The following is a 24,086-nucleotide window of genomic DNA, read 5'->3' as shown; positions in this document are numbered from 1 at the left end:
TTTATTGAGCTTCGGCTAAGGCAGACCAGGCAATTTTGAGACGGCCGTATCCGATTCCGGGAAGCCTAAATGCGCCATGCCTCGCCGAAAAACCGCCTGTCGCAAAGAAACATCTGAATCTCCATAGCCATTCCGCACACTGTTGACCATCGCTTCAATTTCCGCTGGAATCACACCACTGAAGACGACTGCTTTCCCGTTGGCTTTGTGATCTTTCAACATCGAGCGGCCAGTTAAGTTTAGCATTTTGCCAGCACGATTTACTTTATCTTTGAGAACATCGGCTCCCATGGCATCTGCTATTCGATTTTGATAATTGAAAATATAGCCACCGATCACCACTGCCTGCTCGATGCCTGCGGCAGGAATGCCTAGTTTTAGCAAGGGCTGAATATCATTTGCATTAAATTCAAGAGGGCAAGTCGTTAACTTGGCAAGCACTCCCAGCGTTGCTTTTACCTCTGGCCGTACACGGGCTTTTGTCCAGTCTGCAAACGCTTCGTACACAACATCTTCACCCAAATAACGCGACGCAACTGCGCCGTGCGTGAGCATTCAAAAGCTGCAGTCGTTTTGAGCTGATACGAAAGAGGCAAAAAGTTCAGTCTCCCCTTTTGTCCAGGTGGGGCTGCGCCGATGGAAAGCCACCATCACCCTGGAAAATGGCTCTGCCAAGTCTAACTTTGTGCTGGCAAACATCACCCGCATGACGTCCGGGAAAAAGCCAAACGCCAGCTTAAACGCCGCGTACTTGACACGGTCTTTCACAGAATGGGGTTCTAACAAGGATAATCGGCTTGCCATCATCGTCCCATATTATTCAAATGATTTAGCATAATTCAATAATGCCTCGGTTGCCATCAATACGCACATGCTGGCCTGTTTGTAATGCTGTAGTAGCTTCGCGGACGCCCACCACAGCCGGGATGCCATATTCACGCGCCACAACGGCGCCATGTGTGAGCGCACCACCAACTTCAAGAATCAGCCCAGCCGCATTGATGAACAGCGGCGTCCAGCCAGGGTCGGTGAATTCGGCGACCAAGATTTCGCCAGGAGAAAGCATCTCCCGCTGTGGGTCGTGGATGACGCGCACGACACCCTCGATCATGCCTGATGAGACCGGATTGCCCAGCAACGCCCCCGGCGGCGCATCATCCACGCGATACTGCACGGCCGGGGATTCTCCGTCATTGGTGATGATGATTTGCGGGCTGAGTTTTTGGAAACGCTCCAGATTGGCGCGGCGTTGGGCGATGATTGGATGCCAGTTTATCGTCTCATCATCTCCAATGGCAAACAGCTCTTCCCAGGTTAGAAACCACACGTCATCAGGATTTTCCAGCTTTCCAGTTTGGGTCAAATGAATGGCATTATCCTTTAGAATCTCCTTGACCACGCCCAAAACCCGCACAGCCATGAACTTGTGATGCTCCCGCATCCCGCCGACTTCAGTCATCGTATGATAAAGTCGCTTGAACAGGCGCGTACGCAACCATCCCAACGCCCCCCGCCCCGCTGATGCAAGCAATTTCTGGAAGGCTACCTCTCGCTCCTGGATAAATGACTCTTGGCGAGAACGCTGGCTAACCGATTCCTGTTGCAATGATCCAGCGATGACTTGTAGCACAGGCAACGGCTCTTCACGCCAGCGTGGCATCATAATGTCAATCTCCGCCGGGCCGCGCATACCATAGCGGGCAATGAACTCATGCCAACTTTTCATGAAAGCAATGCTATCCTCTATTTTCGCTGCTTCTTCCAGCCAACCGTGACCGTCATCCCCCAATTGATTAAAGTATTCTGCTAATTGTGGCGTTTGACGCGCCAAATCAGCCAAATCATCGATCATCAGATTCATTTCGTTGACCACGTTGCCAGGAATGCCTAGCGTGAGTGCTTCCTGCTCGTCGGGGGAAAGCCAGCGTTGCGTCAGGCGCGTCAGCAGCCGGGTGGCAGCGATTCCGGCCGCCGCTTCGGGAACCCAATTCAGGAAAAAGAGGAAGACGGTGGGCAAGGCATCCAGCACGGCTTGAAGCTGGCTTCTTCCCGAAGGCATTTGGAGACGGGCTGTCATGTTCTCCATATATTCATCCATAAGGGCGTTGGTACGATTAGCGAAGCCGGTCAGGTTGCGCCACCATAACGCGCTCATCACGCGGCGTACGATTTTGAAACCTGCTTTAGCGGTTGCGAAGTTGAGGCGCAGTCCATGCGACCGTTGAAATTCGGGACGCTGCATCACCTGCTTAGCGGCGTCGGGGGCAAGCGCGTCGAGCTGCCCCAGCATTTTTAGCATCGCTTTGCCTAGCAATGGATGGCGCAGTGGCTGGGAAATGTCGGCAAACATACGGCCGCCGCTGGCGCGAATGTAGGCATTGTCAAAACGGCTTTCGGCGTGGCCGATGGGCATCAGCACCTGAATGGTGGACAGGCTGAGCGGGGACATGGCGCGGGTCATGCTCTGTTGATGACCTAAGCTCAAAAAGATGTGCAGGCTGTCATCGAGGGATGTTAGCCCGGTGATTGGATAAAGTGAGGTGATAGGACGGGATTGCAATAGATAAATTTTTTCGTCAGCAATGGCCCATTCGATGTCTTGGGGCGTGTCGTAATGGGCTTCGATTTGGCTGCCCATCTTCGCCAATTCAAGAATATGGGCGTCTGATAACACGGTTTGGGAACGTTGGGCATCATCCAACGCTTCCTGGTGAACCCCGCCATTGTTGTCCGGGAGAATGGCGACTTGTTTATCAGCGATTTTGCGGTCAATGATTGTCATATCTCGCTTGTCTACGTGGTATGAGTCTGGCGATACCAACCCGCCGACCAGCGCTTCGCCGAGGCCAAAACTAGCGTCAATGGTCAAGGTGTGTCGGTGGCCAGTGAGGGGATCGACCGTAAACAAAATGCCTGATTTCTGAGCCATCACCATTTGCTGGACAACGACGGATAGCTGCACGTCCCGGTGGGAAAATTGGTTTTGCACGCGGTATAAAATGGCGCGGTCGGTAAAAAGGGAGACCCAGCAGCGTTGAACGGCCGTCAACAATTCCGTTTCGCCGATGATGTTGAGATAAGTGTCTTGCTGCCCGGCAAAGGAGGCATCGGGCAAATCCTCGGCCGTGGCACTGGAGCGAACGGCATACGCTTGGTCTGCCCCCAACGTTTGCCACTGCTGGCGGATGGCCTCGGCGATGGCGAGGGGCATGGGGGTTTCCAGTAAGGTTTGGCGCACTTGTTGTCCAACTTGACGCGCGGTTTCTACATCGTCGGTCGTTACCGTGTCCAGCAGCGCATATAGGTCGTCGGCGTGGGGGCAAGCGGCGATGAACTGTCGGAAAGCAATGGTTGTCAGGCAAAATCCGGGCGGAACGGGAAAACCAGCATGAGCCATTTCGCCTAAATTGGCTCCCTTCCCGCCAACCAAAGGCAAGTCAGCAGCGCGAATATCGGCAAAAGGTAGAATGAGTGGGCTTTTTGGTGTCATAGCAAACCTGTAATGCCTCGAATCAAGAAAATGAGTCCAAAGAGAAGTGGCACACCAATGCCAATGGGACGGCCGTATCGCTCCAACGTTTGCTTAATCCAATTCAGCCGTTCATTGGCCTGTTTGGGGAAAGCAACATAAATGAGGACGGGGACGATAACGGCCGTACAAAAGACCAGTGCATCCAGCAAAGCAACCATTATTTTTGCCGGTAGCGAGAGATTACTTAACAAGGGAACAGAAACGGCCGATAAAAATATAGCCAGATTCTTGAAATTTATAACCGTCACCAAGGCACCAAACCCAAACGCTTTGGGCGGCGTCATTTTATCAACTAGGGCAAATAAGCGCGGGCTTTCACTATTCTTGTTCTCCGGTGGCGGTTTCCGCCAATTTCGCTGGGTGAGCCATAGCAGCAGCAGCCCCATGATGATAAGCAGAATTGATGAAACATTTCCTGATTCACTTGAACCGTTTTCAGCTACACTGAAACCCACCCAAACAACAACTGTGCCAATTAGCGAATAGGCACCAACATAACCCAGCACGTAAGCCAATCCATTCTGCCAGCCCCGGTCTGAAAGGAGCAGCAAAATGACGATGGTGATGGATCCCACCGACAACATGCCGCCAGCGGCCAAAACTAGAGATTGAATGAGTACGGTTAACATATTTCTTTAGATAAATCGGCCAGGGCAGCCCAGGCAATTTTAAGACGGCCGTATCCAGCCGCGACAGATGCCGCCACGGCAACTTCAAAAACTTCTGCCTCAGACCAGCCAGCATTGAGTAAATCTTGCACATCCTGGTCGGTAATGTCTGGCGCGTGTTGGGCAATTGTGTCTACAAAATGGGTGATGGTTTGGGGAACGGCCGTATCCGATTCCGGGAAACCCAAAAAAGCCATGCCTCGACGAAAAACAGCCCGTCGCAAAGCAATTTCAGAATCTCCAGTGCCATTCCGCACGCTGTCAACCATCGCTTCAATTTCCGCTGGAATCACACCACTGTACGCGACAGCTTCCCCGCTGACCTTGCGATCTTTTAGCATTGAGCGCCCGGTTAAATTGAGCATTTTGCCAGCACGATTTACTTTATCTTTGAGAACATCGGCTCCCATGGCATCTGCTATTCGATTTTGATAATTGAAAATATAGCCACCGATCACCACTGCCTGCTCGATGCCTGCGGCAGGAATGCCTAGTTTTAGCAAGGGCTGAATATCATTTGCATTAAATTCAAGAGGGCAAGTCGTTAACTTGGCAAGCACTCCCAGCGTTGCTTTTACCTCTGGCCGTACACGGGCTTTTGTCCAGTCTGCAAACGCTTCGTACACAACATCTTCACCCAAATAACGCGACGCAACTGCGCCGTGCGTGAGCATTCAAAAGCTGCAGTCGTTTTGAGCTGATACGAAAGAGGCAAAAAGTTCAGTCTCCCCTTTTGTCCAGGTGGGGCTGCGCCGATGGAAAGCCACCATCACCCTGGAAAATGGCTCTGCCAAGTCTAACTTTGTGCTGGCAAACATCACCCGCATGACGTCCGGGAAAAAGCCAAACGCCAGCTTAAACGCTTGATATTTTAATTTATCTCTCAACGAATCTGGTTCCAGAATAGATAGCCGCGTGGCCATAACAATACCTCTTTAGCGTATCGCTGTTTCTACTCGAACCTGCTGTAAATAATCAGCTATCGCTGCATTTAGTTTTGCTGGCTTAAAATCATAAGGTCCCAACCCGCCTGCATACACAACCTTGCCATCTAATCCAATTAAGTAAAGTCGCGTGGGCCAGGCAGCATAAGCATCATTCACTCGGTTATCCATCTCATCAACATAGGTACGAACGCCATATTGGAGCGCCATTTGGCACTCATCAGCAACGGCACGGCGTTCTTCAATCGTTTTCGGCTCATAATGTTCCATAGACGCCTTTGGATAAGGGAAGATTTTCTGGATGATAGTTTTTGTCAGGCGTCGTCCCAGCCACCAGCCATCAATGGGGTGTGCTTCACGAATATAAATATTGAGGAACTGAACATCTTGGTGATACGGTTCGTAAATTTTCTGGATACTCACGGTACCCTTGATATACGGCGGTCAGGTGTAACTGCCAAAAACAAGCGCAACCGGCTTCTTGCCGCGAAAATCAGAGAGCGTGACCGATTTAGTCCCTGAAATATCGGATAGGGTGAAATCTGGGGCGAGATCACCAGCTTTAGGGGCTTGGGCATTCAGCGCCTTCTGCTGTTTTCTCGCCCTTTTGCGAAAATTGAAAATAAACTTCGCATCGTCGAAAAGTTCAGCAATGATTGTCATTTGAGACTCCTTTAACAAAATGACTAAAAATTATCCGTAAAGTGTATCGTACAATTTTTCTAAGCCGATCAGATGTTAGTCGTTCCATAAATAATTCGCATGTCTGGTTCTTCTGTGCAATAGAGATGTACCCAGATATAAGCATGTTGGAAAAGTGCTGCTGCAAGTGCAGCCAGCGACCCTGTCAACAAAGCAATCGCCCAGAAAATCAAGAAAACAAAAGCATACATTGCATTCGAGCTGTACTTAAAGGCACCTTCACGGACAAGGGGCATTTGCCGATATTGCTCTCGAAAATGGTCGGCGCCTAACGCCCTAACCATGCCAAAGTATTTGTGAAGCGACCAAAGTGTATAAAAGGCGGGGAGTAACAGAATTAAACCGACAATGATTTGGAGAGAACGGAACTCAGTAATGGAACCCGCGTCAGCCAACCCCAAAGCTAAAGTTAACAACGGCCTAAGGAGAAGAAAGGGAAAGAAAAGGCAGCCCCATACAAATAAATCATATCGGCCGAAAATTCTGGAAAAGAGAGAAAAGCATAATTGAGAGCGAAATACAAACCAACCTAAAAATTGATGAATAATAACAATGATTAGTAGCGAATTGAACCAGGTGGAATCAGTAATGCCTAGCCAAGTCGAATTATCCAGCGAAGGAAACGCAAGGAAAATAGCACCTGGAAGTAGGCAAGCTAAGAGCAGGATGTGTTGGAACTGACCGAAAAAGAAATAATTTGCTGGTACTTTCATATTTCAGGATGGTCGCTGATTTTGTTTAGAAAACTACTCTTAATTTTGTGGTAGCCTTGCTGATTAAAGGGACACACTTTGATGCAAACGGAACAGCCGTGATTGTTGATAAAATAAGGGAAGCACTTAGTATTATCTACCGTGGTTACCAGCCCATTCTCATGCTCGATGGGAGTTTCATAGATGGCTTTTGGTGGACAGTCACGGATGCAGCGGTGGCATATTTGGCAAAAGTCGAGAATCCATTCGTGCTCATGCCCGTCATACATGGGTAGGTTTTCTATCTCTGTGAATACGGCCGCTAACCGCACCCGTGGCCCAAACCGAGGCGTAATTAGCAAGCCGTGAATGCCACGATACCCCAACCCGGCGGCCTGCGCCATTGGCGGGTACAGTGCCATGCCGTTCAAGGGATGTCCCGCGTGGGCGGCATAGCCGCGTTCACGGAGCCAGTCGGCTATCTTGTTCGAGGCGCGTCCCAGTAGATCATAGGTTTCATGCACCATGACGGCCGTATCCTTATTCGGTGCCAACTGCATACGAGCCTTATCCATTTCCATGACGAGGACAATAGCTTTGTTAAAGAGAACGGCCGTTTCCTGAAACACCCATTCTTGCAGCACATCAGAGAACCCAATCTCGTCCACACCAACCGTTTTGGCGTAAGCACGTAATTCATCCAGATCGCTGGCTGTAATAGTTTTCTTGCCATTGGTTGGGTTTCTATCCAAATCGCGTACAGATTTGCGAATATTTGTCACGCTGCCGAGCACATAGGGTACTGATTTTGGGAAACCGGGCATCGGTGGATGATCATCCTTCAACTTGATACCTTCACCCATGATGTCAAAGCGAGAGGGAGAGTTTTCCCCACCACGAATCGCGCCGGGGCGTTCGACAACACTTGTTTCCCACGCTCTCATTTTATTAAGAAGGGGCTGCATCATCTTCGGATGGATCGCGTGTTTAAGCTTTTGTTTTAGAGACATCATTACACCTATATCACTCTTCCTGTAAAGGCATGGCACGCCACGCCTCTACTCAAACAACCTCAATTTGTGCCAAATCAATGATCGGTTCTGGTAAAATGCGAAACTGTGGCGCGTTGGGGTTCCCTTTGAAACGAGCTTTAATCTTTTCATACCCCATATGGCTAAACGGACATTCCACCAGGCAAATGGCGCAGCCGTAGTTCTTATTAAAATATTCGCGGCAGCTATCGTGATCAATACATTGCATACCACCATCGCCGCGCGGCACAGGCTGGTCGAAGATAGCATCAACCGGGCATTTGCGAATACATTTTTTGCACATGGCACAAAAATCCCGCACCCAGAGATGCTCATTTTCTGTTTCGATGGGCAAGTTGGTGATATTGGTGTAAATGGTATTGATCCGTAAGCGAGCCCCTTCATCGGGCGTAATGAGTAAGCCATGATAACCAATTGCCCCCAAGCCCGCTAATTCTGCCAAATAGCAGTAATCGGTTAAGCCGCCTAGAGCGGTTCCTGGATAGGCAGCAAAGCCATTTTGGCGTAGCAAACGTGACATTTTATTGGAAATGGTTGCCAGATTCTTATACCCTTTTGCCACCTCCCGAAAGGCCTCAAAACTAGGGGCCGTCTCCATGTTGTCTTTGTCCATCTCCACCGTAAACACAATGGCATATTGGTGCGGAATCCCTTTTTCCTGAAAAATGGCTGTGTTGGGTACTCTGACATATTTAATATCTTTGGCACCAGCTTTGTAGGCAGTGGCTTCCAGCTCTGCCATAAATTGTGGCGTTGCTTCATATTGTGTGGGTTTAAACGTGCCATCGTAAAATTTTGAGCTCTGGTTCATGTTCCACAGCAACGGCCCCATGATACCTAGGACGGACAGCGCTTGTGTCGGTGTCATGTTGGCAAACCGGGACATATCAGCCCCACCTTCTCCGGGCGTATCGAATGGGGTGCGGGGCTTTGATTCGGGTGCGGGCGGGATCAGCGCAGCAAAATTTTCGAGTTCCTTGTCGAACTTTGCCAGCATTGTATCTAGTGAAGGGCTGCCCGCACGTCCTTTGGGAATGATTCGTTCAAATACCTGTTTTACGATAGTCATGAAAACTTCCTGTGATTTGGCTGGTTAAAATTCCCAGCCACCTTAACCTTATTGTTAGTATCCGCTAACAATAAGTTTACTCGATCTTTTAATGTTAGTCAATGCTTTCTTATATGAATATAATGGGTAGAATGTCACATCTTATAGTGATAGGAGAAACAGATGCCAAAAATCATTGAGGATGAACAAGTTTATCTGGCAGCGTTGCAAACAATTATGGAACGCGGCTATGCTAGGGCAACCACCAAGCAAATTGCAGAGGCAGCCAGCATGAGCGAAGTAACGTTGTTTCGTAAATATGGCAGCAAGGCAGCATTAATTAAGCAAGCGATGACGGCAATGGCTGAACAGTTAGATTTTGAGTCTGCCACCCAATATTCGGGTGATGTGGTGGCTGATTTGCAGCGCGTGGTTGAGATGTATCAGGGTGCTGCGGAAAAAAAAGGGCAATATATTTATACGATTATTTTGGAGATTCAACGTTATCCTGAATTGGCAGAAGCGATTGGCACGCCTATGGAAATGTTTCAGCATATTGCCCAGTTGCTTCTCCGCTATCAAGAAGAAGGCGTTTTAAAGCCAGAGCATCCTATGCACGCTCTGGCCGGCTTGTTAGGCCCGCTGATCGCCACGAACATGATTCGTAACATGGCACTAGAGCTGCCATTTCCCCCACCGGATTTGGAAAATCATGTGACGGTTTTTTTGAACGGCCGTCTCCAACCTGCCTAAAATTATTGTAGACAACTAACACAAATTTATTGCGTATTTCGTATTGCGTCAATGCTCTCCGGATACGCAATACGAAATACCAACCGTCTATTAAGAGAAAATGGGAGAAGATGATGGAACGTTCCCCCCTTCACCAACAGATAGACACGCTGCCAGAGATGGTAGAAACAATGATTGACGGACTGGTTACGGCCGTTCGCCACACTATCACCCCTACCCTCAGCCAAAAAGTGACGCGCATCTTCACCACTGGCTGTGGGGATAGCTACTTTGCTCCGCTCAACGCCGAGCTTGCTTTCGAGCAACTAGCTGGCTTGCCCTGCGAACCGATGACCGCCATGCAGTTTGCCCGCTACGCCGTTGGATTTTTGCCCGAGACGGGGCGGGGCAGCAATCTGGTATTGGCCGTTTCCGTCAGTGGGAGCGTTAGCCGCACGGTGGAGGCAATGAACTTGGCACGGCAGGCCGGGACAACGGCCGTCGCCCTCACGGGTAATCCGAGGGGGGCATTGGCAGACGCGGCGGAACTGGTGGTGAAAACGGCCGTTCCCCCTCTCCCCGCCGAACTTCGCGGCCTAATTGTCCCCGGCACGCGCAGCTACGTGGCTTCTCAGCTTGCGCTGTACCTGTGCGCTATTCAGCTAGGCGAACACCGTAGCCATCTAACCAAAGCCGCGGCCAACAAGCTGCGCCGGGAGCTAGCGCGCACCGCCAATCTGATGGCTCAGACCATCGCCCTCAGCGATGCAGCAACTCGCCAGGCGGCACAAGCGTGGCTGGACGCAGACCAGTTTGTCTTTTGCGGCGCGGGGCCAAATTATGGCACGGCTTTGTTTAGCGCGGCCAAAATTTTAGAAGCCAGTGGGGATACGGCCGTTGCCCAAGACACCGAAGAGTGGGCCCATCTGCAATATTTTGGCCGGCAGGTCAACACGCCTACCGTTTTTATTGGCGCAGGCGGCTGGGATGAAAACCGCGCGTTAGAGTTGGTGACGGCGGCCAAGACGATTGGGCGGCGCGTGGCGGTGATTGCGCCCCAAGGTAGCCAGTTGGCCGCTCATCCTGAAGCAGATTTTGTGTGGGAAACGGCCGTGCCCACCCGCGAATGTTTCTCACCGCTGCTCACCTGCCTGCCAGGGACTTTGTTTGCCGCCTATCGCGCCCAACTCCTAGGCGAGCCCTACTTCCGTGGTTTTGGCGGTGGTCGCAGTGTTGAAGGGGGCGGCGGCATTTCCCGCATCCGCGACAGTCACCAAATCAGCGAAGTGAGGCGATAATTTATTATTGACTTTTTATTGCGTATTCCGTATTTCGTACCGGACGGTTCAGGCATTACGAAATATGCAATTCTTGTTTATGTTTGTAACCGCAGGCGGTATGCGAATTGATTATTTGATCACCCACGACGGCGAAGCGCGGGTGGAAATGGTTGGGGGAAATGCGCTGTATGCCGCTGTGGGAGCAGCACTTTGGGATGCACCAGTTCATTTGTGGGCGCGGGTTGGCAGCAATTATCCGCAAAACTGGCTTAACCAGCTACCTCAGGAACAAATTCAAATTGATGGTCTCGTTCGCCTGCCCACGCCACAGGATCACCGCACCTTTTTTGCTTATCTGCCAAACGGCCGTCGTGATGATACCAACCCCGCTGCCCACTTTGCCCGCGTCGGCCAGCCACTGCCAGCCGCGCTGCAAGATTATATTCACTCCGCCCCCGGCCAGGACGATCCGCACAATTATGAGCCATTGGCCTTACGTCCAGATGATTGGCCAGAAGATTGGAATGAGGTAACGGCCGTTCATCTATCTCCACTTGCCTTAGCGACCCATCTCAACGCACCGTCGCGACTACGACAGGCAGCTGTCCAACAAATTACCCTCGATCCGGGTGAAAGATACATGATTCCTGCACGTGCCGCGCAAATTAAGCAAATTTTGCCGCAAATTGATGTTTTCTTGCCCAGCGCAATGGAGGTTCGCTCTTTGTTTGGCGAGGGGGTTGATTTGGCAGAGGCGACCGTAATGCTCACAAAGTGGGGGGCTAAATGGGTGGTGGTAAAAAATGGGGCGGATGGAGTGCTGCTGGCAGACGGCCGTACCCAGACGATCACGCACATCCCCGCCTACCATCCGGCCAATGATCCGCGCGTCGTGGACGTGACGGGTGCGGGGGACAGCTTTTGCGGTGGCTTCATGGTGGGTTTGGCTCAAACGGGGGATGCCGCACAGGCCGTTCATTACGGACTTGTCTCGGCATCCCTTGTCATTGAAGGCTACGGTGCACTTTATGCCCTGTCTCGCCAGACAGAAGCGCAATCCCGATTACACCAACGTCTCTGAATCTCCTGCCTAGTCAGATTCAACACATTCAACACACTTAACTGAAAGCAATGGTAAGCCAAGGGCGTAGAGACGGCGAAGAAGACCCTGCAGCGCGGCTTGGTCAAGGGTTCCGGTTATGCCAGTGACTGGCGATCCGTCATTTGCGCTTTCAAGAGTAACCGTGACCTTACCATCCCATTCTGTCCAACGTTCGTCAAGGTGTCCGGGCACTTTTATATAGTATGTTGCTAGTCGATCCAGGGTTAGCTTTTGCTTGGATTCGCTCATCATTGATTCCTTAGAGAGTCGTACTTAGGGCATTCTCCTTACATATCTCACTGGCTACGCAATTTGAAATATGCAATAAAATTCTAGGACCAAAAGCTTCGTGACACTATCGTCAATGCACTATGATTTTTTCAATCGCGCCATTTTCAATGCGCCACGCTCATGACAGTTTTGGTTGGCTCCTGACCGATTGGTGGTGCATTGAACCCTTTAACAATTAGCCAAATACCCAGAAAAATCTCATTCAAAATAAGGGGGAGGACTAATAGCATTATCGTATTCATGCCGAACTCAAAAACGTTGGCAGTAATCATTAAAATAGCTGCAATGAATCCCCAAACTGAAATAAATCGGGGAATAAGCTTGGCCTGATAGAGTAAACCGTAGAGTAAGAGCGCCCCAAGCCCCATAAAGACTGGAACCAATAAGCCCGTCAACTGGGCGTGCTCTGCAATGTAGGCAGTACCAACAATTTGAAAATAGGATGGGTCAGAAACGGCCGTTTGCCCATATTCCTGGCTCAATGAAAGAATGGATAGCGGAATAATGGCACTGCCAACATAGAAGATAGCCTCCATTATCCTCAAACCGAGGTAGCCAAATGCTATTGTTTCACTGTGCTTCTTCAAGATGGGAACCATCAGCATGCCAATACCTACAACGGCAAGGGCGTTCATAAACTCAAGGAACACACCTATTTTTAGCTGCGTTTCGTTTTCAGGAACGGTGCTAAGATAATCTGGTGCAGAGATGATATTTTCTACCCAAATACCTCCCGCCAGGCTCACAACCATAGCGATCAGAAACAGTGCGCCTACAATGATTGAGGTCTTTCTAAGTGAACTCTTTTTCTCATTGATACTCATCGTTCATTCTCCTTTGTAAGTAGTAAAGAACTCTCGCACACTTGGCATCATGACAAACAGCAACAAAAACAGTCCAGTAACGGCCGTTTGGCTAAACTTGGTGTGTGTAAAATAGCGGTCAAACCCACTTCCAGGCATACCAGACTGTTAAAACATTGAAACCAAGCCCTACTATGATCAAAAATTTGTCATATGCCGATGAGTAGGTCGGCAATCCAACAAGGTTAAAAATAAAGAAGATCACGGCGACGATAATATTTGCCCACCGATTCACAGGATGGTTCAATGTCAGCGACAAAAAAATCATTACAATCGGGATCACAAATAGAATGGCCATGCCCAAATACATTGCTTGTGTCACTTTCATATCGCCTATTGTTCCGGCTTCAAAGTCGCCACTAAATATGCGCAGCACATCCCCTAACAGATACGTTAACATGAGTGATACCCATATCGCAGAAAGTTTTATTTGCACATCTTCCATGATTCAAACTTCCTTTATTTGGTAACTGATGTTACGCACTTCGTCTAGGGAGACTACAAAAGTCTTGGCCGCATTTCAGGTACTTGCCAGTCTGAGTAAGACTTTTGTAGTCTTGGACTGCGTAACATGAGTTGGTAAATAATTCGGGTTCATTACCCACAAAATAGTGACTCACCATATCGAGAGAATCAATCAACCCATGAGCGATGATTAACGGCCATAAATTGCGGTCAATGGCCAAATAAGATAAACCAAAGGCCAAGCCAATAACACCCACCTTAAACATCCCCACGGGGCTTTGGTAGGCATGAACCAGGCCAAAGATGACTGCCTGAGCAACCAGAGCAAGGACCCAGGCCAACTGAAAACGCCCGCTGAACAAGTCAGTCAGCCGATTGATCAAGTAGCCACGAAAAATAAATTCCTCCAAGAACCCGGCTGTCAACCATATCACTACGAGCTGGATGATTAGGTTGGGCAGGTCGCCGTTAAGGTAATCAAAACGGCTCAGATCTGGAACGCCCCAAGCCGGTATGGCGTTAATGATGGGATTGATAACCGTTTTGACCGCAGCCAAAGTCACCAAGGCAACGCCCAAAGTGAGCATCACTGGGCGAAGCCAGCCTTTTTGGGGAATCAACCCAAAATACCCCCATCCTGCACCACGCAGCCTGGTTGCGCTCCACAGTAAAAAGAGACTGACAGCCAACCCCAAATAAACAATAGGGCCGCCCAGCAGGATGAGGTTTCCTCCAAGTGAGATATGGTCGTTGCCAATACGGCCGTTCAGCAAAACACCACCCCAAAATGGCAAAATAACCATTGCAATTTCTAAAAAGATGGCTAGCTTGTTTGTTTTCAGCAGCTCACCAATAGTTTCCCAAAATGACTTTGAGCCCTTCAAAATATTTTGCACCACACCACCTTCTCCAGCGAAAACAAAGTAATCTCCAACTTAGGTACAGCATGACAGATAGGCGGTACTACTGTCATACCCCAGAGGTATTATCCGGCGTGTTATTTGCCATCTGGGTGTCAGTTGCTTGTATTCAGCGGAGGAAAAAGTGGGCTAATGGCCAGTTTGCCAGCTGAGGGGATCCTGTTTGCGTGGCCAGGGCCACTATCAAGCCAGAAGATCGGTTCTGCGCTGTCGGCATTGGCTATGTGGATGCGGGTAAGTGGCGGGGCTAGGGAAACGGCCGTTTCTCTAAAATCAAGCCGCACTTTTCAATTTTCGAGCCGTTGCTGCACTCACGGCCACATTGTGCAAAACAGATCGCGCCGCCATCACTCGTTCTTGAGACGCTTCCCAAGTCAAATCACGCGCTGCATCAGTCCGCCCCGGCAGCCTTAAAGCGATGAATACCAGCAGTGCCGTCGATAGGATCAATGCTGCCGAGATCAGAAAAACGCTTTGCGGCGGAACAGTGCCAACGATGACCACCACCAGCGCTGGGGCCAATAAACTACCCAACGAACCGACTGCCCCTTTGATGCCCATTGCCCGCGAACGGTGTTCTTCTGGGGTGATGCCCAGGTAAGCGGCACTTAAAGCTGGATTCACCAAAGCTTCGCCCAACCCAGCGATGATGAAAGCTGCAATAATCACCCAATAAATATTCGTAAGCATTAGCCCAACATATTGGGCAGAATGCAAAATGAGGCCGATGATGAGTATTGGCTTGCGTCCAAACCGGTCACTGGATTGACTCAGCGTCAGACTGCCAATTAGCGTGGCCCAACCGTAAAAACTGATTGCCGCGCCAAACTGCGCCGTTGACCAGCCCAAATCGTCAAAAACATAGAACGGTAATTGGGGATCGATGAAGAACCAGGCGAAAATCATATTTAAGTTAATGAAGAGCAGTGTGCCAAAGGCCAACAGTGGATGTGGCAGCGAAGCCATGAAAGATACGCCTGCACTGAGCGAAGTCGAAGTGGCCGTTCCCGTCTCCGGTGCCAATCTTGCGGCTCGCTTCTGGGTGAGGCTTTCTCTACGTCTTTTCTCCCTGGTATGGGTTTCAGGGGTGGCGAAAAAAGTGATCAGGAGGGTGAGCAGAGCCATGCCAATGGATGCCAGGAAGGGTGGGCCGTAGCCCCACTTGTCGTAGAGCAAACCGCCCACAACCGGTCCAATGATGAAACCGGCCGATGTGCCGCCGCCGATGACGCCGATCCAACGGGCACGCTCATCTTCGGGTGCAATATCGGCGACAAGCCCCATTGTCGCTGGCCCCAGCCCAGCCGTCAGCGCCCCGGCCAGGCCGCGAATAACAATGAACACCAATGAAGTGGCCGCCAGGTAATAGCCAGTGAAAGCGGCCGTAAAAACTGCAAATGAACCGAGAATTAACGGCCGTCTGCCAAACCGATCCGCCAGTGTCCCCATAAACGGTGCTGCAATCACGCCCGCCAGCGAATAAGCCATCACACTCGTCGCCAAGACTGCCACGCTGTCGCCAAAATCACCGATCTTTCTGGCGAAGAGGGGGAAAATCATGCCATAGCTAGTCATCTGCATAGCCATACAAATCGCTAATAAGACGATGACAATGCGGGCGCGACGGGGGTCCGTGCCGGACGTTGACACCCTTGTCGCCTGCATGATTTTCCCCATGTGAGTGTGGTTCTTGGGCGAATTCATACCCTGGCTCCCAACTCTACAAGCAATGTGGCCAGATCCATGTAAATGGTCTCCCGCTGAATGAGGCCCTCACGCACGTCATAAATGGTCACACCTCTAAACTGGATGGTTCGGCCCGTTGGATCGAGCCGTTCCTCAAAAACTGGCGGACCCAAAGGCCCCGTGTGCGTACCGGTGAAGACCCACTCCGTAACCACAACTTCCTCGGCAGCGATGGTACGCTTCACTTCGTAATCTATTTCAGTGAAACCGGTGAACCAGGCAGGGAAAAACGCGGCGCTTTCTTCTGCCGATCTGGGTGGATTCTCAAAAGCGTCGCCGTAAACCCAATCCACCACGTAATCCTTTGCATGCAGAGATTTCATGGTTTCGGTGTCTTGTGCCGACAGAGCGGCCACAAATTGCGAAACAATCTCAAAGGCAGAGGCATTGTTTATTGAAGTTTCGCTCTTCATTTGCCTTTCCATTCGTTAAGGGTAGCCGCGGATTCTTTCCGTGACAGGGGAACGCAGCAAGAAACTGCGGCTACAACCAACGCTTCATATTTGTCTGTACTTAGGCTCTAAGCACTCTTTTCTACAGGCACCTTGCCGCTGCGCCACAGCAGCCAAAGGGCACCGACGCCTACGATAGCAATGATCCAGTTCACCAGACCGCCTAACCAGGGAATCGCAATCACAATCACAACCAGCAACAAACCCAACAGAAGCGGCCAATATGGCGTGTCGGCCAGTGTGGGGCTTACGCGCTGCAATATTTGGTGTCCGACAAAATAGCCGACAATGATTTTGGTGAGATAGAGCAATATCAGCACGAAGGCCACCATAAAGGCAAAAATAAATGCCAGCAACACGAAAATCAGCGCACTACTCAAATTGCCAAACTGGACCGCACCAAAGAATATCGCCAGTAAGATGGCGGCCACAATCAGAACAACGATGAGCACCGGCACCCCAAAGTAGACGAGCGCACCCCAACCCAGGCTGGGCAAGGGTTTTTCCCTTAGCTGTTCGCTGAGACGCGTAACAAAGTTAGGCACCTGCCAGACAAGTAGAAAGCCAATCAGCGCCAGCGTGATGAACCGGCGTACGTGTTGCCAGATGGCATTTCCTGCACTCGGTTGCCCCTCAGCATCCACGCTCACCGCTCCGCGAGTGAAATCAACTTCACCCTCAACTGCGCCTGAAGGAATGTCAAATGATTGGGGCGCTCGATAACTGAAGTCCCCGCCAATTTCGGCGGCATCATCCACCGTTAGACCGGACGGCACAACGGGCATGGAAGGTGCGCCTGGCGTGAATTGGTAAGGGTTCACCGGGGGAGCTGAGTCTTCACCGCCAACTTCTGCGGTCATGTTGCCAGCGATACGGCCGTTAACCTGCAAGCTATTGGCGCCTATCCACACATCTTCATTGACATCCCCTCCCAGCAACGCTTGAAAACCAGCAAAAACCAGGTCATTGCTCACCAGGCTGCCAGATTTGCCGTGCAAGCTGTAACCAGCGGCAATCAAATCACCGCCAATCTCTGCCCCTTCGCCCATTTCGATCGCCGCTGCACCAATGCGGGCATCGTCGGCGATGATGCCGTTAATCTCTACGAATTGACCACCCGCCAACAAATCCCCTTCAATCGTGCCGTTAATCACAATCTCAGCAGCGGCGACAACTAAATCCCCCTTGATCGTGCCGTCGAGGACAAACTTATTCGCGCCCACATATAAATCATCGTCAACCACTTCGCCCGCTTCTATGGTTACATTGTCGTCGCCGCGCCCTTCAAAGGCCATGGCCGAGGGCACAAAGATAAATAACAACAGGCTCATCAAAATGAGTAGCCTCACCGTTTTGTGTCGTCGTAAATGGTGCATTTTGCTCACTCCTTGGGTTACGTTTCGCTGCCAGCTTTCAACTAACAGATCTTCTAAATTCTTATCTTAGGTAATCGGCAACAGATTTTCAGAATTAGAATCGCTTAAGGCGTTGCCGATTCCTGAGGAAACCGCAGATTTTGTATCATCATTTTCTTTGAATTCTTTCTGCGGTTTACCTATTTGCCGCTATTTACTTTTCACCCAAACTTCTGACCGTTCCAGAGCCTGATGTCGAAGAATCCGTTTTCGGACTGCCATAGTAGCTTACCGAACCGCTGCCAGAGATATGCGTTTCTAGGGCATCAGTTACCCAAACGGTGGCGTTGCCCGAGCCGCTAACATCCACTATTGCCGTTTCGCAGCGCAGGTTTTGGGTTTCATACTTTCCCGAACCGGAGATTTCAATAGCCTGCTTGGTTATTTCTCCAGACAGGTTCACCTCTCCCGACCCGCTTATTTTTGTCTCTACTACATCGGCCATGAGCGAATCAACCTCAATGTTTCCAGAACCGCTTACCTCAACGTCTAAACGGTCTGTTACGATGCTTTCCGCTGTCACCATACCAGAGCCAGCAATATCCAAGCTCCTCAGATCATTAACATGAAGGGTGAACGTTAGCCGCGTCGGCGAAATCGAACCGGTACGGACAGGATCAAAACCCAATTCAAGCGTCTCGCCACGTACTTCACTCTTGATATATTGCATCACATTGTCGTCGGTCTCTATGGTGAGCGATTCTTCTCCATCTTGGATGATAATCAGCTCACCTGAACCGCTTAACGCCACACGCTCAAAGTCACTTACATTTCGTGCCTCGGTTACAATGTCACCTGAACCACGCACGATGTTCAGGTTGCAGGCCGTCAGGAAGAAAGCCACAACGGCCAACAAGCCAATTAACCTCAAACCATACCTATTCATCACAAACTCCTTAACTTGCGGCCATAGAGCCGCCATAAACTGCAAAACAGGTTCAAATGCGGAGGGATTGCCAACCTAAGTCTTGTTCTTCAACAAGTACTTTGCCTTATCCAATTCACCCTTAACAGTTAAGTCAAGGAGTTAGCAAACGATGCGAACTTGCTGCTTGGTTCGGGGTCGCGATACTTGTACTGTCCTACCACTTTTGCCCCTTTCTTCTCAAGTGCTTTCGCCATTTGGCACAATGTTGATCCTACAGCTAACTTATAGGTACAAAATACCATGACCTTCTTGCCAGATAGATCACCTAGCTGCTCAATGAACCGCATCGTTCCTTCTGTAGGATGTTGCCGGATGATGAACAAACCCTTCACCCAACTCCCAATGCAAATGAGATCAGCTTCCGACACATCGGCCGGGTCGGCCAAAGATATTGATTGGACGCGACACTGGTGACCATGTGCTTCCATTTCTTTGCCCATCTTCTCCGCTGCTTTGGCGGTGGTACCAGTGCTGCTGTCATACACAATCGCAATATTCATCTAAATATCTCCCTGTGCTTCTTTCTCCATTTCTTTCTCAATCATCTGTTCTGTAACAGTTGATCCACCACCGTAACCGAAGACTTGCAGGGCATGAAGCAGTACTGCAAAGCCCCATCCCATAAGCGGCCATATGAACCAAAGGTATTCGGTGGACGTGCTGAAATTAATGAGCATGAGCAAAACAGAAACAGCGATGTAAATTGTTAGGTGACGGTAAAATCTGACCTTTGCTTCTACTCTCTTTTTAGCTCTCTGATAAGCTTCCTGATTGTTCATTGGTTTTCTCCTTTGTAAATTAACCTCCCGCAGGTTCCATCCGCCGACGGTGTTCGAGAACAAACCTGCGGGAGGTTGGTTGTTTTCATTTCTTTGCGGTGCGCCATGGCACGTGTTGTCTCCACAATATTGCTAGTTTGGTCTGAGCAATATTTTTCCGCCTGTCATCTGGCTCAGATAGTCCTGAACGGCTTGTTTTGCTTCCTGAAACGGATACTGGGCGCGAACTTTGCTTTTTAACTCTGTTGTCATCAGCTTTTGGGCGCGCCGCCACAGCAGCAGGATTTGCAGCAAATTCATATTGTTGATCCACGGCCCCAACCAGAAGCCATTTAATGCCTTGTCTTCAAAGATTAGATGATCGGGCCCTGTCTGTGGCGCTTCATAGGAAAGGCAACTATACACAGTAACTTGGCTATGTTCTGGCAGCGCGTCCAGGAGCCGTCGCGTCATCGGCCCGGCAACCGCATCAAAGGCCAGGTGGGCATCCGTCTGATGGCAAGCATCGTGAAGCTGTTGGTCGAAATCAGCCTCGCTGCTGTTCAAAACGATGGCTGCGCCTTGTTCTTTGAGAAGCGCCACTTGTGCATCACGACGAACAACATTGATGACCTGCACGCCTTCGCTATGACACAATCGGTTGACCATTTGGCCTAGGGAGCTGGCTGCGGCCGTTAGCACAATGGTTTTGTGCCCACCCTTTTTGGCAATTTCCAAAAAAGCACTGGCTGTCAGCGGATTGATTATAGACATGGCCCCTTGCTCCAGGCTTACTGCGTCATGCAAGGGCAAGGCGCCGCCTTTTGCCGAAGTCACCACATATTCAGTCCACATGCCGCTTCCATTTCCCTGACTCAAACAGGCAACCCGTTTGCCCAGGAAATAACGCCCCGCCATGCCTGGCCCAACGGCAACAACCGTGCCCGAACCTTCCCCACCGGGAACGACCGGGGGCTGGTTTTTGAAACCGTAGTTTCCGTCCAGGTAGGCCAAATCTGAGGGATTGATAGGCGAAGCAGCGACTTTGACCAACACTTCGTCTTTGCCCGGCCTGGGAACCGGGCGTTGTTCGATCCGGAGCGCCTCAGGGCCAGAAAATGAATCCAGAATAACGGCCGTCATCTCCTCAGGCACTTGTAATTGTGTCATCGTACTCCTCCCACTTGCCTTGTGTGCAGATAAATATGAAAGACGAATTCCTCATATGTTGAGCATAACTGCCAGATGGTATTATTGTCATACCCCCAAGGTAGTATTCGGCTGAACCGATACGGCCGTTTCTCGTCTGGCAACACGTCTTGCCAACGTTCAAAGGATGATGTTCGCCCGGCAGTAACCGCAGCTACTCAATCGCTGGGCGAACATTATCAACCAGTGTCATGCTGCCTGGTTCTTGCGGCGACGCAAGATGAACCGCAAGAGTGCCAACAGCCCCCCAATTGCAAACAGTGCAACCGCCAACCCAATCTTGGCTATTACGGGAAAGCCAAGACCAACATGGAAATCCATCTGCTGGTAGGTGAAAAGCGAGTCGTCTACTTCGCCAGAATCGAAGAAAGTTGCCAGCATATGTCTCGTTGCTTCTGATTGAAAACCCCACACATCGTTGAAATGCCCAAACTCTGACAGGATGATGTGCTCCCCATTACGCAAGGCCGGTTGCAATTCCTCGGTGGCTGCCTGTGAGGGCGTCGAATAGTCAATGCTTCCGCTCACTAGCAGCGTCTCTACTGCGGTAGGTTGCACTTCACGAAACGCGTCGGGCATAGGCGCAACCGGCCAGCCACCACTTTGTTGGGTCGCAGCACCAACCATCAGCGAGGTTGGCGACCCCAGTATCGAGTTTGGCGGATCCATTTCTATGATCCAATTTCGTGCCGGATCATAGTCGAGGCTACCCATTGCAGCCCAATGACCCCAAGTAGTAACCGAGGGGATCATAAAATCGAACGCCATTGACATCAGCGCCAGTCCGCTAGGATCGCCTTCCTCAGCGGCGAGATAAGCATCAAAAACGGTAGCAGATGTACCACGATTAAACAGCATGAAGTGCGTGAGGAATCTAACCTTGCCGGAGTCAATCGGTATCAGTAGCCAGCGCTCGGGCATATTGTGAGATACGTTTCGTATTGTTTCGGCTAGGTCATCGGTGCGACTGCTGCATTCAGGGTCTTGCTTGCACAGGTCAGCATCGTATCTTATTTGGGCATCAACAACATCTGGCTCCCAAGCGAAGTGTCCGGGCGGGTTGACGTTAACCATCACTGAGCGATGGAGGCTTTCGGGATACATCCACGCGTAGATCAATGCCACACGGGTGCCATAACTTGCACTGAGTAAGTTCACATGGTCATAACTAAACGCTTTGCGAGCAGCCTCCATGTCTTCGACTACTTCGGGAATAGAGTAGCCATCGAGGTCAACACCCTTCGCCTGCAAGCGTTCAGCACAGTCGGTAATGCCTTGGCCAAAGTGAGCCGTGGACTCCGCGCTCAAAAGATTATCGCCAACTCCCTTAATTGCCTGGGCCATTTCCGGGCATTCCAACACGACTGAACCGTCCCTGCCGCGATAACCCACCATCACCATGTCGTGATTCTCAATCAGACCAGATAGGCCTGGGAGACTCATATTCGAATTGCCCGGCCCTCCAGCAAACCAGAAAATCGGTTCGGCTGGGTGATCTTCCAGGGCAATGACGCGGATCACCGGCAATGCAATCAGCCGAGTAGTTGGGTCGCTCCGGTTCTCGGGTACTGTCAAAGTGCCACAGTCGGCAGTATATTCCACGCCGTTATGTTCGTATGTACACTCTTCCAGCCCAATAAGCTCCCCGGCTCGGGCCTCATCTGGCACAGTCAACGGGGCTTCCTTTAAGCCGCAAGCAGCTAGTAGCATGGCGACTGTACCGAAGATTATCATTATGTTGTGACGCATAATAAATTTCTACTTCTTTCGTTCCCGAGTCGAAAGTCTATTTGACGGTAAACCAACCCGTATAGTTGGCGCAAATAAGCCAATCATTGCGCCAACTACTCGATAATTTATTCACGCTATTTCAATCATTTCTTGCGACGCCGCAGGATGAGGAACACGCCCAGACCGACGATGCCCGCAAAGACGAACGGCAGCCAGCGTGGCGGCTTGACAGGCTCTGGCAAATCGGCGGGCTGCACCTTGGCATCTTTCCATTCAACCAATGTGGTGGCATTCGCCATCTTGGCATCGGTGAAGTCGGCTCCAGTCACGTCAACTGCGATTAGGCGACTCTCACTGAGGTCTGCCCCGGTCAAATCAGCGTCGTGCATGTCAACGGCCGTTACCTTTGCAGCGGTCATATCGGCACCCCGCAAGTTAGCGTTACGCAAGCTGGCACCGCCGATGCGCGCATCCTCTAGATGGGCGTTGGCCAAATTAACATTGCTCATGTCGGCAAAAGCCAGCCGTGCATTGGCAAGGTTGCTCTCGTGCAGGTCAGCCCCTTTCAGATTTAGCCCCACCAGCTTGATGCCCGACAGATCCAGGCCGCTCATATCTGCGCCTGCCAAGTTGCGTTCTTCTTGTAAGCTTTCCAAAATTTCTTCACGTGATTCAAACTTCTTCATTGTTGCAGTTTCCATTTTTCTTACTCCTTTTTTATGGGTAAAGGGGTTGATAATTTGGAAACGTGAATTTGTCGCGCATCACGTTTCACGTTTCACGCACCGTTAGGCATCAACCCGTCCTCAACTCTGGCATCACACGCTCTTCCATTTGCGTTATCGCGCCAGCCGTCCGCGACAAGCTGAATAGTTTCCAGCCCATAACGAAATTGAAGATAATGATGGCAAAAACGGGGATAGCGCCGATTTCTGAGAGAGTGATGATGTTGCCAACTGCGCCAATGATGCCAGCAATCCCCAGTAGCAAGCTTATCCCGGCAAAACCTTTGCCAAAAGTTGGGGCGCCAAACATAGCAATGCCAAGATCCAACATAGCAATCGGCACAACCAGAATGCCTACCGCCAGCGACGATTCATGTATCGCCTGGCTTCCTTGCCACAACAGTCCCAATGTTGCCTTATCGGCAGCCGTTGTCTCTGGTGCGTAATAGATGTCAGCCAATGGCATGACGCCGATATGAGGCAGCGCACCAACCATGAGAATGGCGAGACCAAGAATGCCTAAAACGCTACCAAAAAGAGCAAATGCGAGGTTTGTTCTGCGGAGGGCGTAATACAGAGCAAGGAAGGCTGGCACCCATAAGATGACACCCATTAAGTAGACGGTATTTTCCAAGATTCGTACCGTTTTGATGTCAGCGAACCTGGTAACCCATTCTTCCCATGTTGCCGGGTCGGATGGCATCATCGTGATGACGATTGCCATAGCGGCAATGAGAAGAATGCTCCCCAACATGCCAGACAATCCCCCCCAACGTAAAACATCTTTTTCCTGTTTTATCATCTGTGAACGATTCATTTTGTACTCCCTTT

General features: G+C 50.5%; 26 protein-coding genes. 3 read left to right on the top strand and 23 right to left on the bottom strand.

Annotation, left to right across the window (positions count from 1 at the left end):
• Positions 1 to 15 precede the first annotated feature (15 nt).
• The 10 genes from ACOQPM_RS16190 to ACOQPM_RS16145 form a co-directional block, all read right to left on the bottom strand.
• Positions 16 to 555 carry a hypothetical protein gene (locus ACOQPM_RS16190; protein WP_420630309.1) on the bottom strand — a complete coding sequence of 180 codons (540 nt, stop codon included), beginning with the start codon at positions 553 to 555 and terminating at the stop codon, positions 16 to 18.
• The gene (locus ACOQPM_RS16185) at positions 556 to 807 is read right to left on the bottom strand and encodes a hypothetical protein (RefSeq protein WP_420630308.1); all 252 of its coding nucleotides are present in this window, start codon (positions 805 to 807) and stop codon (positions 556 to 558) included.
• A 22-nt stretch (positions 808 to 829) separates the two neighbouring features.
• Entirely contained in the window at positions 830 to 3,490 is a 2,661-nt protein-coding gene (locus ACOQPM_RS16180) for a phosphoenolpyruvate synthase (RefSeq protein WP_420630307.1), read from the bottom strand.
• Positions 3,487 to 4,161, bottom strand: a complete 675-nt coding sequence (locus ACOQPM_RS16175; protein WP_420630306.1) for a GAP family protein — start codon at positions 4,159 to 4,161, stop codon at positions 3,487 to 3,489. The genes ACOQPM_RS16180 and ACOQPM_RS16175 overlap by 4 nt, the downstream gene beginning before the upstream one ends.
• Positions 4,155 to 4,874 carry a hypothetical protein gene (locus tag ACOQPM_RS16170; RefSeq protein WP_420630305.1) on the bottom strand — a complete coding sequence of 240 codons (720 nt, stop codon included), beginning with the start codon at positions 4,872 to 4,874 and terminating at the stop codon, positions 4,155 to 4,157. Before ACOQPM_RS16170 ends, ACOQPM_RS16175 begins: the two co-directional genes overlap by 7 nt.
• On the bottom strand, positions 4,875 to 5,123 hold the full coding sequence (locus ACOQPM_RS16165) for a hypothetical protein (RefSeq protein WP_420630304.1): 249 nt from the start codon (positions 5,121 to 5,123) through the stop codon (positions 4,875 to 4,877).
• 12 nt (positions 5,124 to 5,135) lie between these two features.
• Positions 5,136 to 5,807: a deiodinase-like protein gene (locus tag ACOQPM_RS16160; protein ID WP_420630303.1), complete on the bottom strand. Its 672-nt coding sequence runs from the start codon at positions 5,805 to 5,807 to the stop codon at positions 5,136 to 5,138.
• A 68-nt stretch (positions 5,808 to 5,875) separates the two neighbouring features.
• Positions 5,876 to 6,559, bottom strand: a complete 684-nt coding sequence (locus tag ACOQPM_RS16155) for a methyltransferase (RefSeq protein WP_420630302.1) — start codon at positions 6,557 to 6,559, stop codon at positions 5,876 to 5,878.
• Positions 6,556 to 7,482: a [Fe-S]-binding protein gene (locus ACOQPM_RS16150; RefSeq protein WP_420630301.1), complete on the bottom strand. Its 927-nt coding sequence runs from the start codon at positions 7,480 to 7,482 to the stop codon at positions 6,556 to 6,558. The genes ACOQPM_RS16155 and ACOQPM_RS16150 overlap by 4 nt, the downstream gene beginning before the upstream one ends.
• Before the next feature lie 118 nt (positions 7,483 to 7,600).
• Entirely contained in the window at positions 7,601 to 8,659 is a 1,059-nt protein-coding gene (locus ACOQPM_RS16145) for a hypothetical protein (RefSeq protein ID WP_420630300.1), read from the bottom strand.
• Between the two features lie 162 nt (positions 8,660 to 8,821).
• Here ACOQPM_RS16145 and ACOQPM_RS16140 point away from each other — a divergent pair, with 162 nt between their 5' ends.
• The 3 genes from ACOQPM_RS16140 to ACOQPM_RS16130 all read left to right on the top strand — a co-directional run bounded on the left by ACOQPM_RS16140 (position 8,822) and on the right by ACOQPM_RS16130 (position 11,731).
• Entirely contained in the window at positions 8,822 to 9,391 is a 570-nt protein-coding gene (locus ACOQPM_RS16140; RefSeq protein ID WP_420630299.1) for a TetR/AcrR family transcriptional regulator, read from the top strand.
• A gap of 110 nt (positions 9,392 to 9,501) precedes the next feature.
• Positions 9,502 to 10,668 (top strand): SIS domain-containing protein, encoded by a 1,167-nt coding sequence (locus ACOQPM_RS16135; protein WP_420630298.1) that lies wholly within the window; start codon positions 9,502 to 9,504, stop codon positions 10,666 to 10,668.
• Between the two features lie 79 nt (positions 10,669 to 10,747).
• Positions 10,748 to 11,731 (top strand): carbohydrate kinase family protein, encoded by a 984-nt coding sequence (locus ACOQPM_RS16130; RefSeq protein ID WP_420630297.1) that lies wholly within the window; start codon positions 10,748 to 10,750, stop codon positions 11,729 to 11,731.
• A gap of 416 nt (positions 11,732 to 12,147) precedes the next feature.
• On the opposite strand, the gene ACOQPM_RS16125 is transcribed toward ACOQPM_RS16130, so the two are convergent.
• From ACOQPM_RS16125 to ACOQPM_RS16065, 13 genes are all read right to left on the bottom strand, one after another.
• On the bottom strand, positions 12,148 to 12,867 hold the full coding sequence (locus tag ACOQPM_RS16125; RefSeq protein WP_420630296.1) for a DUF4386 domain-containing protein: 720 nt from the start codon (positions 12,865 to 12,867) through the stop codon (positions 12,148 to 12,150).
• Between the two features lie 118 nt (positions 12,868 to 12,985).
• Positions 12,986 to 13,351 (bottom strand): DUF6326 family protein, encoded by a 366-nt coding sequence (locus ACOQPM_RS16120; protein WP_420630295.1) that lies wholly within the window; start codon positions 13,349 to 13,351, stop codon positions 12,986 to 12,988.
• Positions 13,352 to 13,382: 31 nt separating this feature from the next.
• A complete protein-coding gene (locus ACOQPM_RS16115) occupies positions 13,383 to 14,255 on the bottom strand; it encodes a CPBP family intramembrane glutamic endopeptidase (RefSeq protein WP_420630294.1) in 873 nt (290 codons plus the stop codon).
• Positions 14,256 to 14,564: 309 nt separating this feature from the next.
• Complete coding sequence (locus tag ACOQPM_RS16110) at positions 14,565 to 15,995, bottom strand: MFS transporter (RefSeq protein WP_420630293.1); 1,431 nt, start codon at positions 15,993 to 15,995, stop codon at positions 14,565 to 14,567.
• The gene (locus tag ACOQPM_RS16105) at positions 15,992 to 16,450 is read right to left on the bottom strand and encodes an ester cyclase (RefSeq protein WP_420630292.1); all 459 of its coding nucleotides are present in this window, start codon (positions 16,448 to 16,450) and stop codon (positions 15,992 to 15,994) included. Before ACOQPM_RS16105 ends, ACOQPM_RS16110 begins: the two co-directional genes overlap by 4 nt.
• 107 nt (positions 16,451 to 16,557) lie before the next feature.
• Positions 16,558 to 17,865, bottom strand: coding sequence for a hypothetical protein (locus ACOQPM_RS16100; protein ID WP_420630291.1), 1,308 nt, complete (start codon positions 17,863 to 17,865; stop codon positions 16,558 to 16,560).
• Between the two features lie 193 nt (positions 17,866 to 18,058).
• The gene (locus ACOQPM_RS16095) at positions 18,059 to 18,790 is read right to left on the bottom strand and encodes a head GIN domain-containing protein (RefSeq protein ID WP_420630290.1); all 732 of its coding nucleotides are present in this window, start codon (positions 18,788 to 18,790) and stop codon (positions 18,059 to 18,061) included.
• Between the two features lie 128 nt (positions 18,791 to 18,918).
• Positions 18,919 to 19,332 carry a flavodoxin family protein gene (locus ACOQPM_RS16090; protein ID WP_420630289.1) on the bottom strand — a complete coding sequence of 138 codons (414 nt, stop codon included), beginning with the start codon at positions 19,330 to 19,332 and terminating at the stop codon, positions 18,919 to 18,921.
• Positions 19,333 to 19,611, bottom strand: a complete 279-nt coding sequence (locus tag ACOQPM_RS16085) for a 2TM domain-containing protein (protein ID WP_420630288.1) — start codon at positions 19,609 to 19,611, stop codon at positions 19,333 to 19,335.
• A gap of 132 nt (positions 19,612 to 19,743) precedes the next feature.
• Positions 19,744 to 20,760, bottom strand: coding sequence for a zinc-binding dehydrogenase (locus ACOQPM_RS16080; RefSeq protein ID WP_420630287.1), 1,017 nt, complete (start codon positions 20,758 to 20,760; stop codon positions 19,744 to 19,746).
• A 228-nt stretch (positions 20,761 to 20,988) separates the two neighbouring features.
• Positions 20,989 to 22,467 carry an alpha/beta fold hydrolase gene (locus ACOQPM_RS16075; RefSeq protein WP_420630541.1) on the bottom strand — a complete coding sequence of 493 codons (1,479 nt, stop codon included), beginning with the start codon at positions 22,465 to 22,467 and terminating at the stop codon, positions 20,989 to 20,991.
• A 206-nt stretch (positions 22,468 to 22,673) separates the two neighbouring features.
• Complete coding sequence (locus tag ACOQPM_RS16070) at positions 22,674 to 23,231, bottom strand: pentapeptide repeat-containing protein (protein WP_420630286.1); 558 nt, start codon at positions 23,229 to 23,231, stop codon at positions 22,674 to 22,676.
• A gap of 94 nt (positions 23,232 to 23,325) precedes the next feature.
• On the bottom strand, positions 23,326 to 24,072 hold the full coding sequence (locus ACOQPM_RS16065; protein ID WP_420630285.1) for a hypothetical protein: 747 nt from the start codon (positions 24,070 to 24,072) through the stop codon (positions 23,326 to 23,328).
• Positions 24,073 to 24,086: the final 14 nt, after the last annotated feature.

Source organism: Candidatus Leptofilum sp., from assembly GCF_965223525.1.
Lineage (GTDB): Bacteria > Chloroflexota > Anaerolineae > Promineifilales > Promineifilaceae > Leptofilum.
The sequence above is the reverse complement of the archived record's forward strand: the minus strand, read 5'-3'. Positions and strand labels throughout refer to the sequence as shown.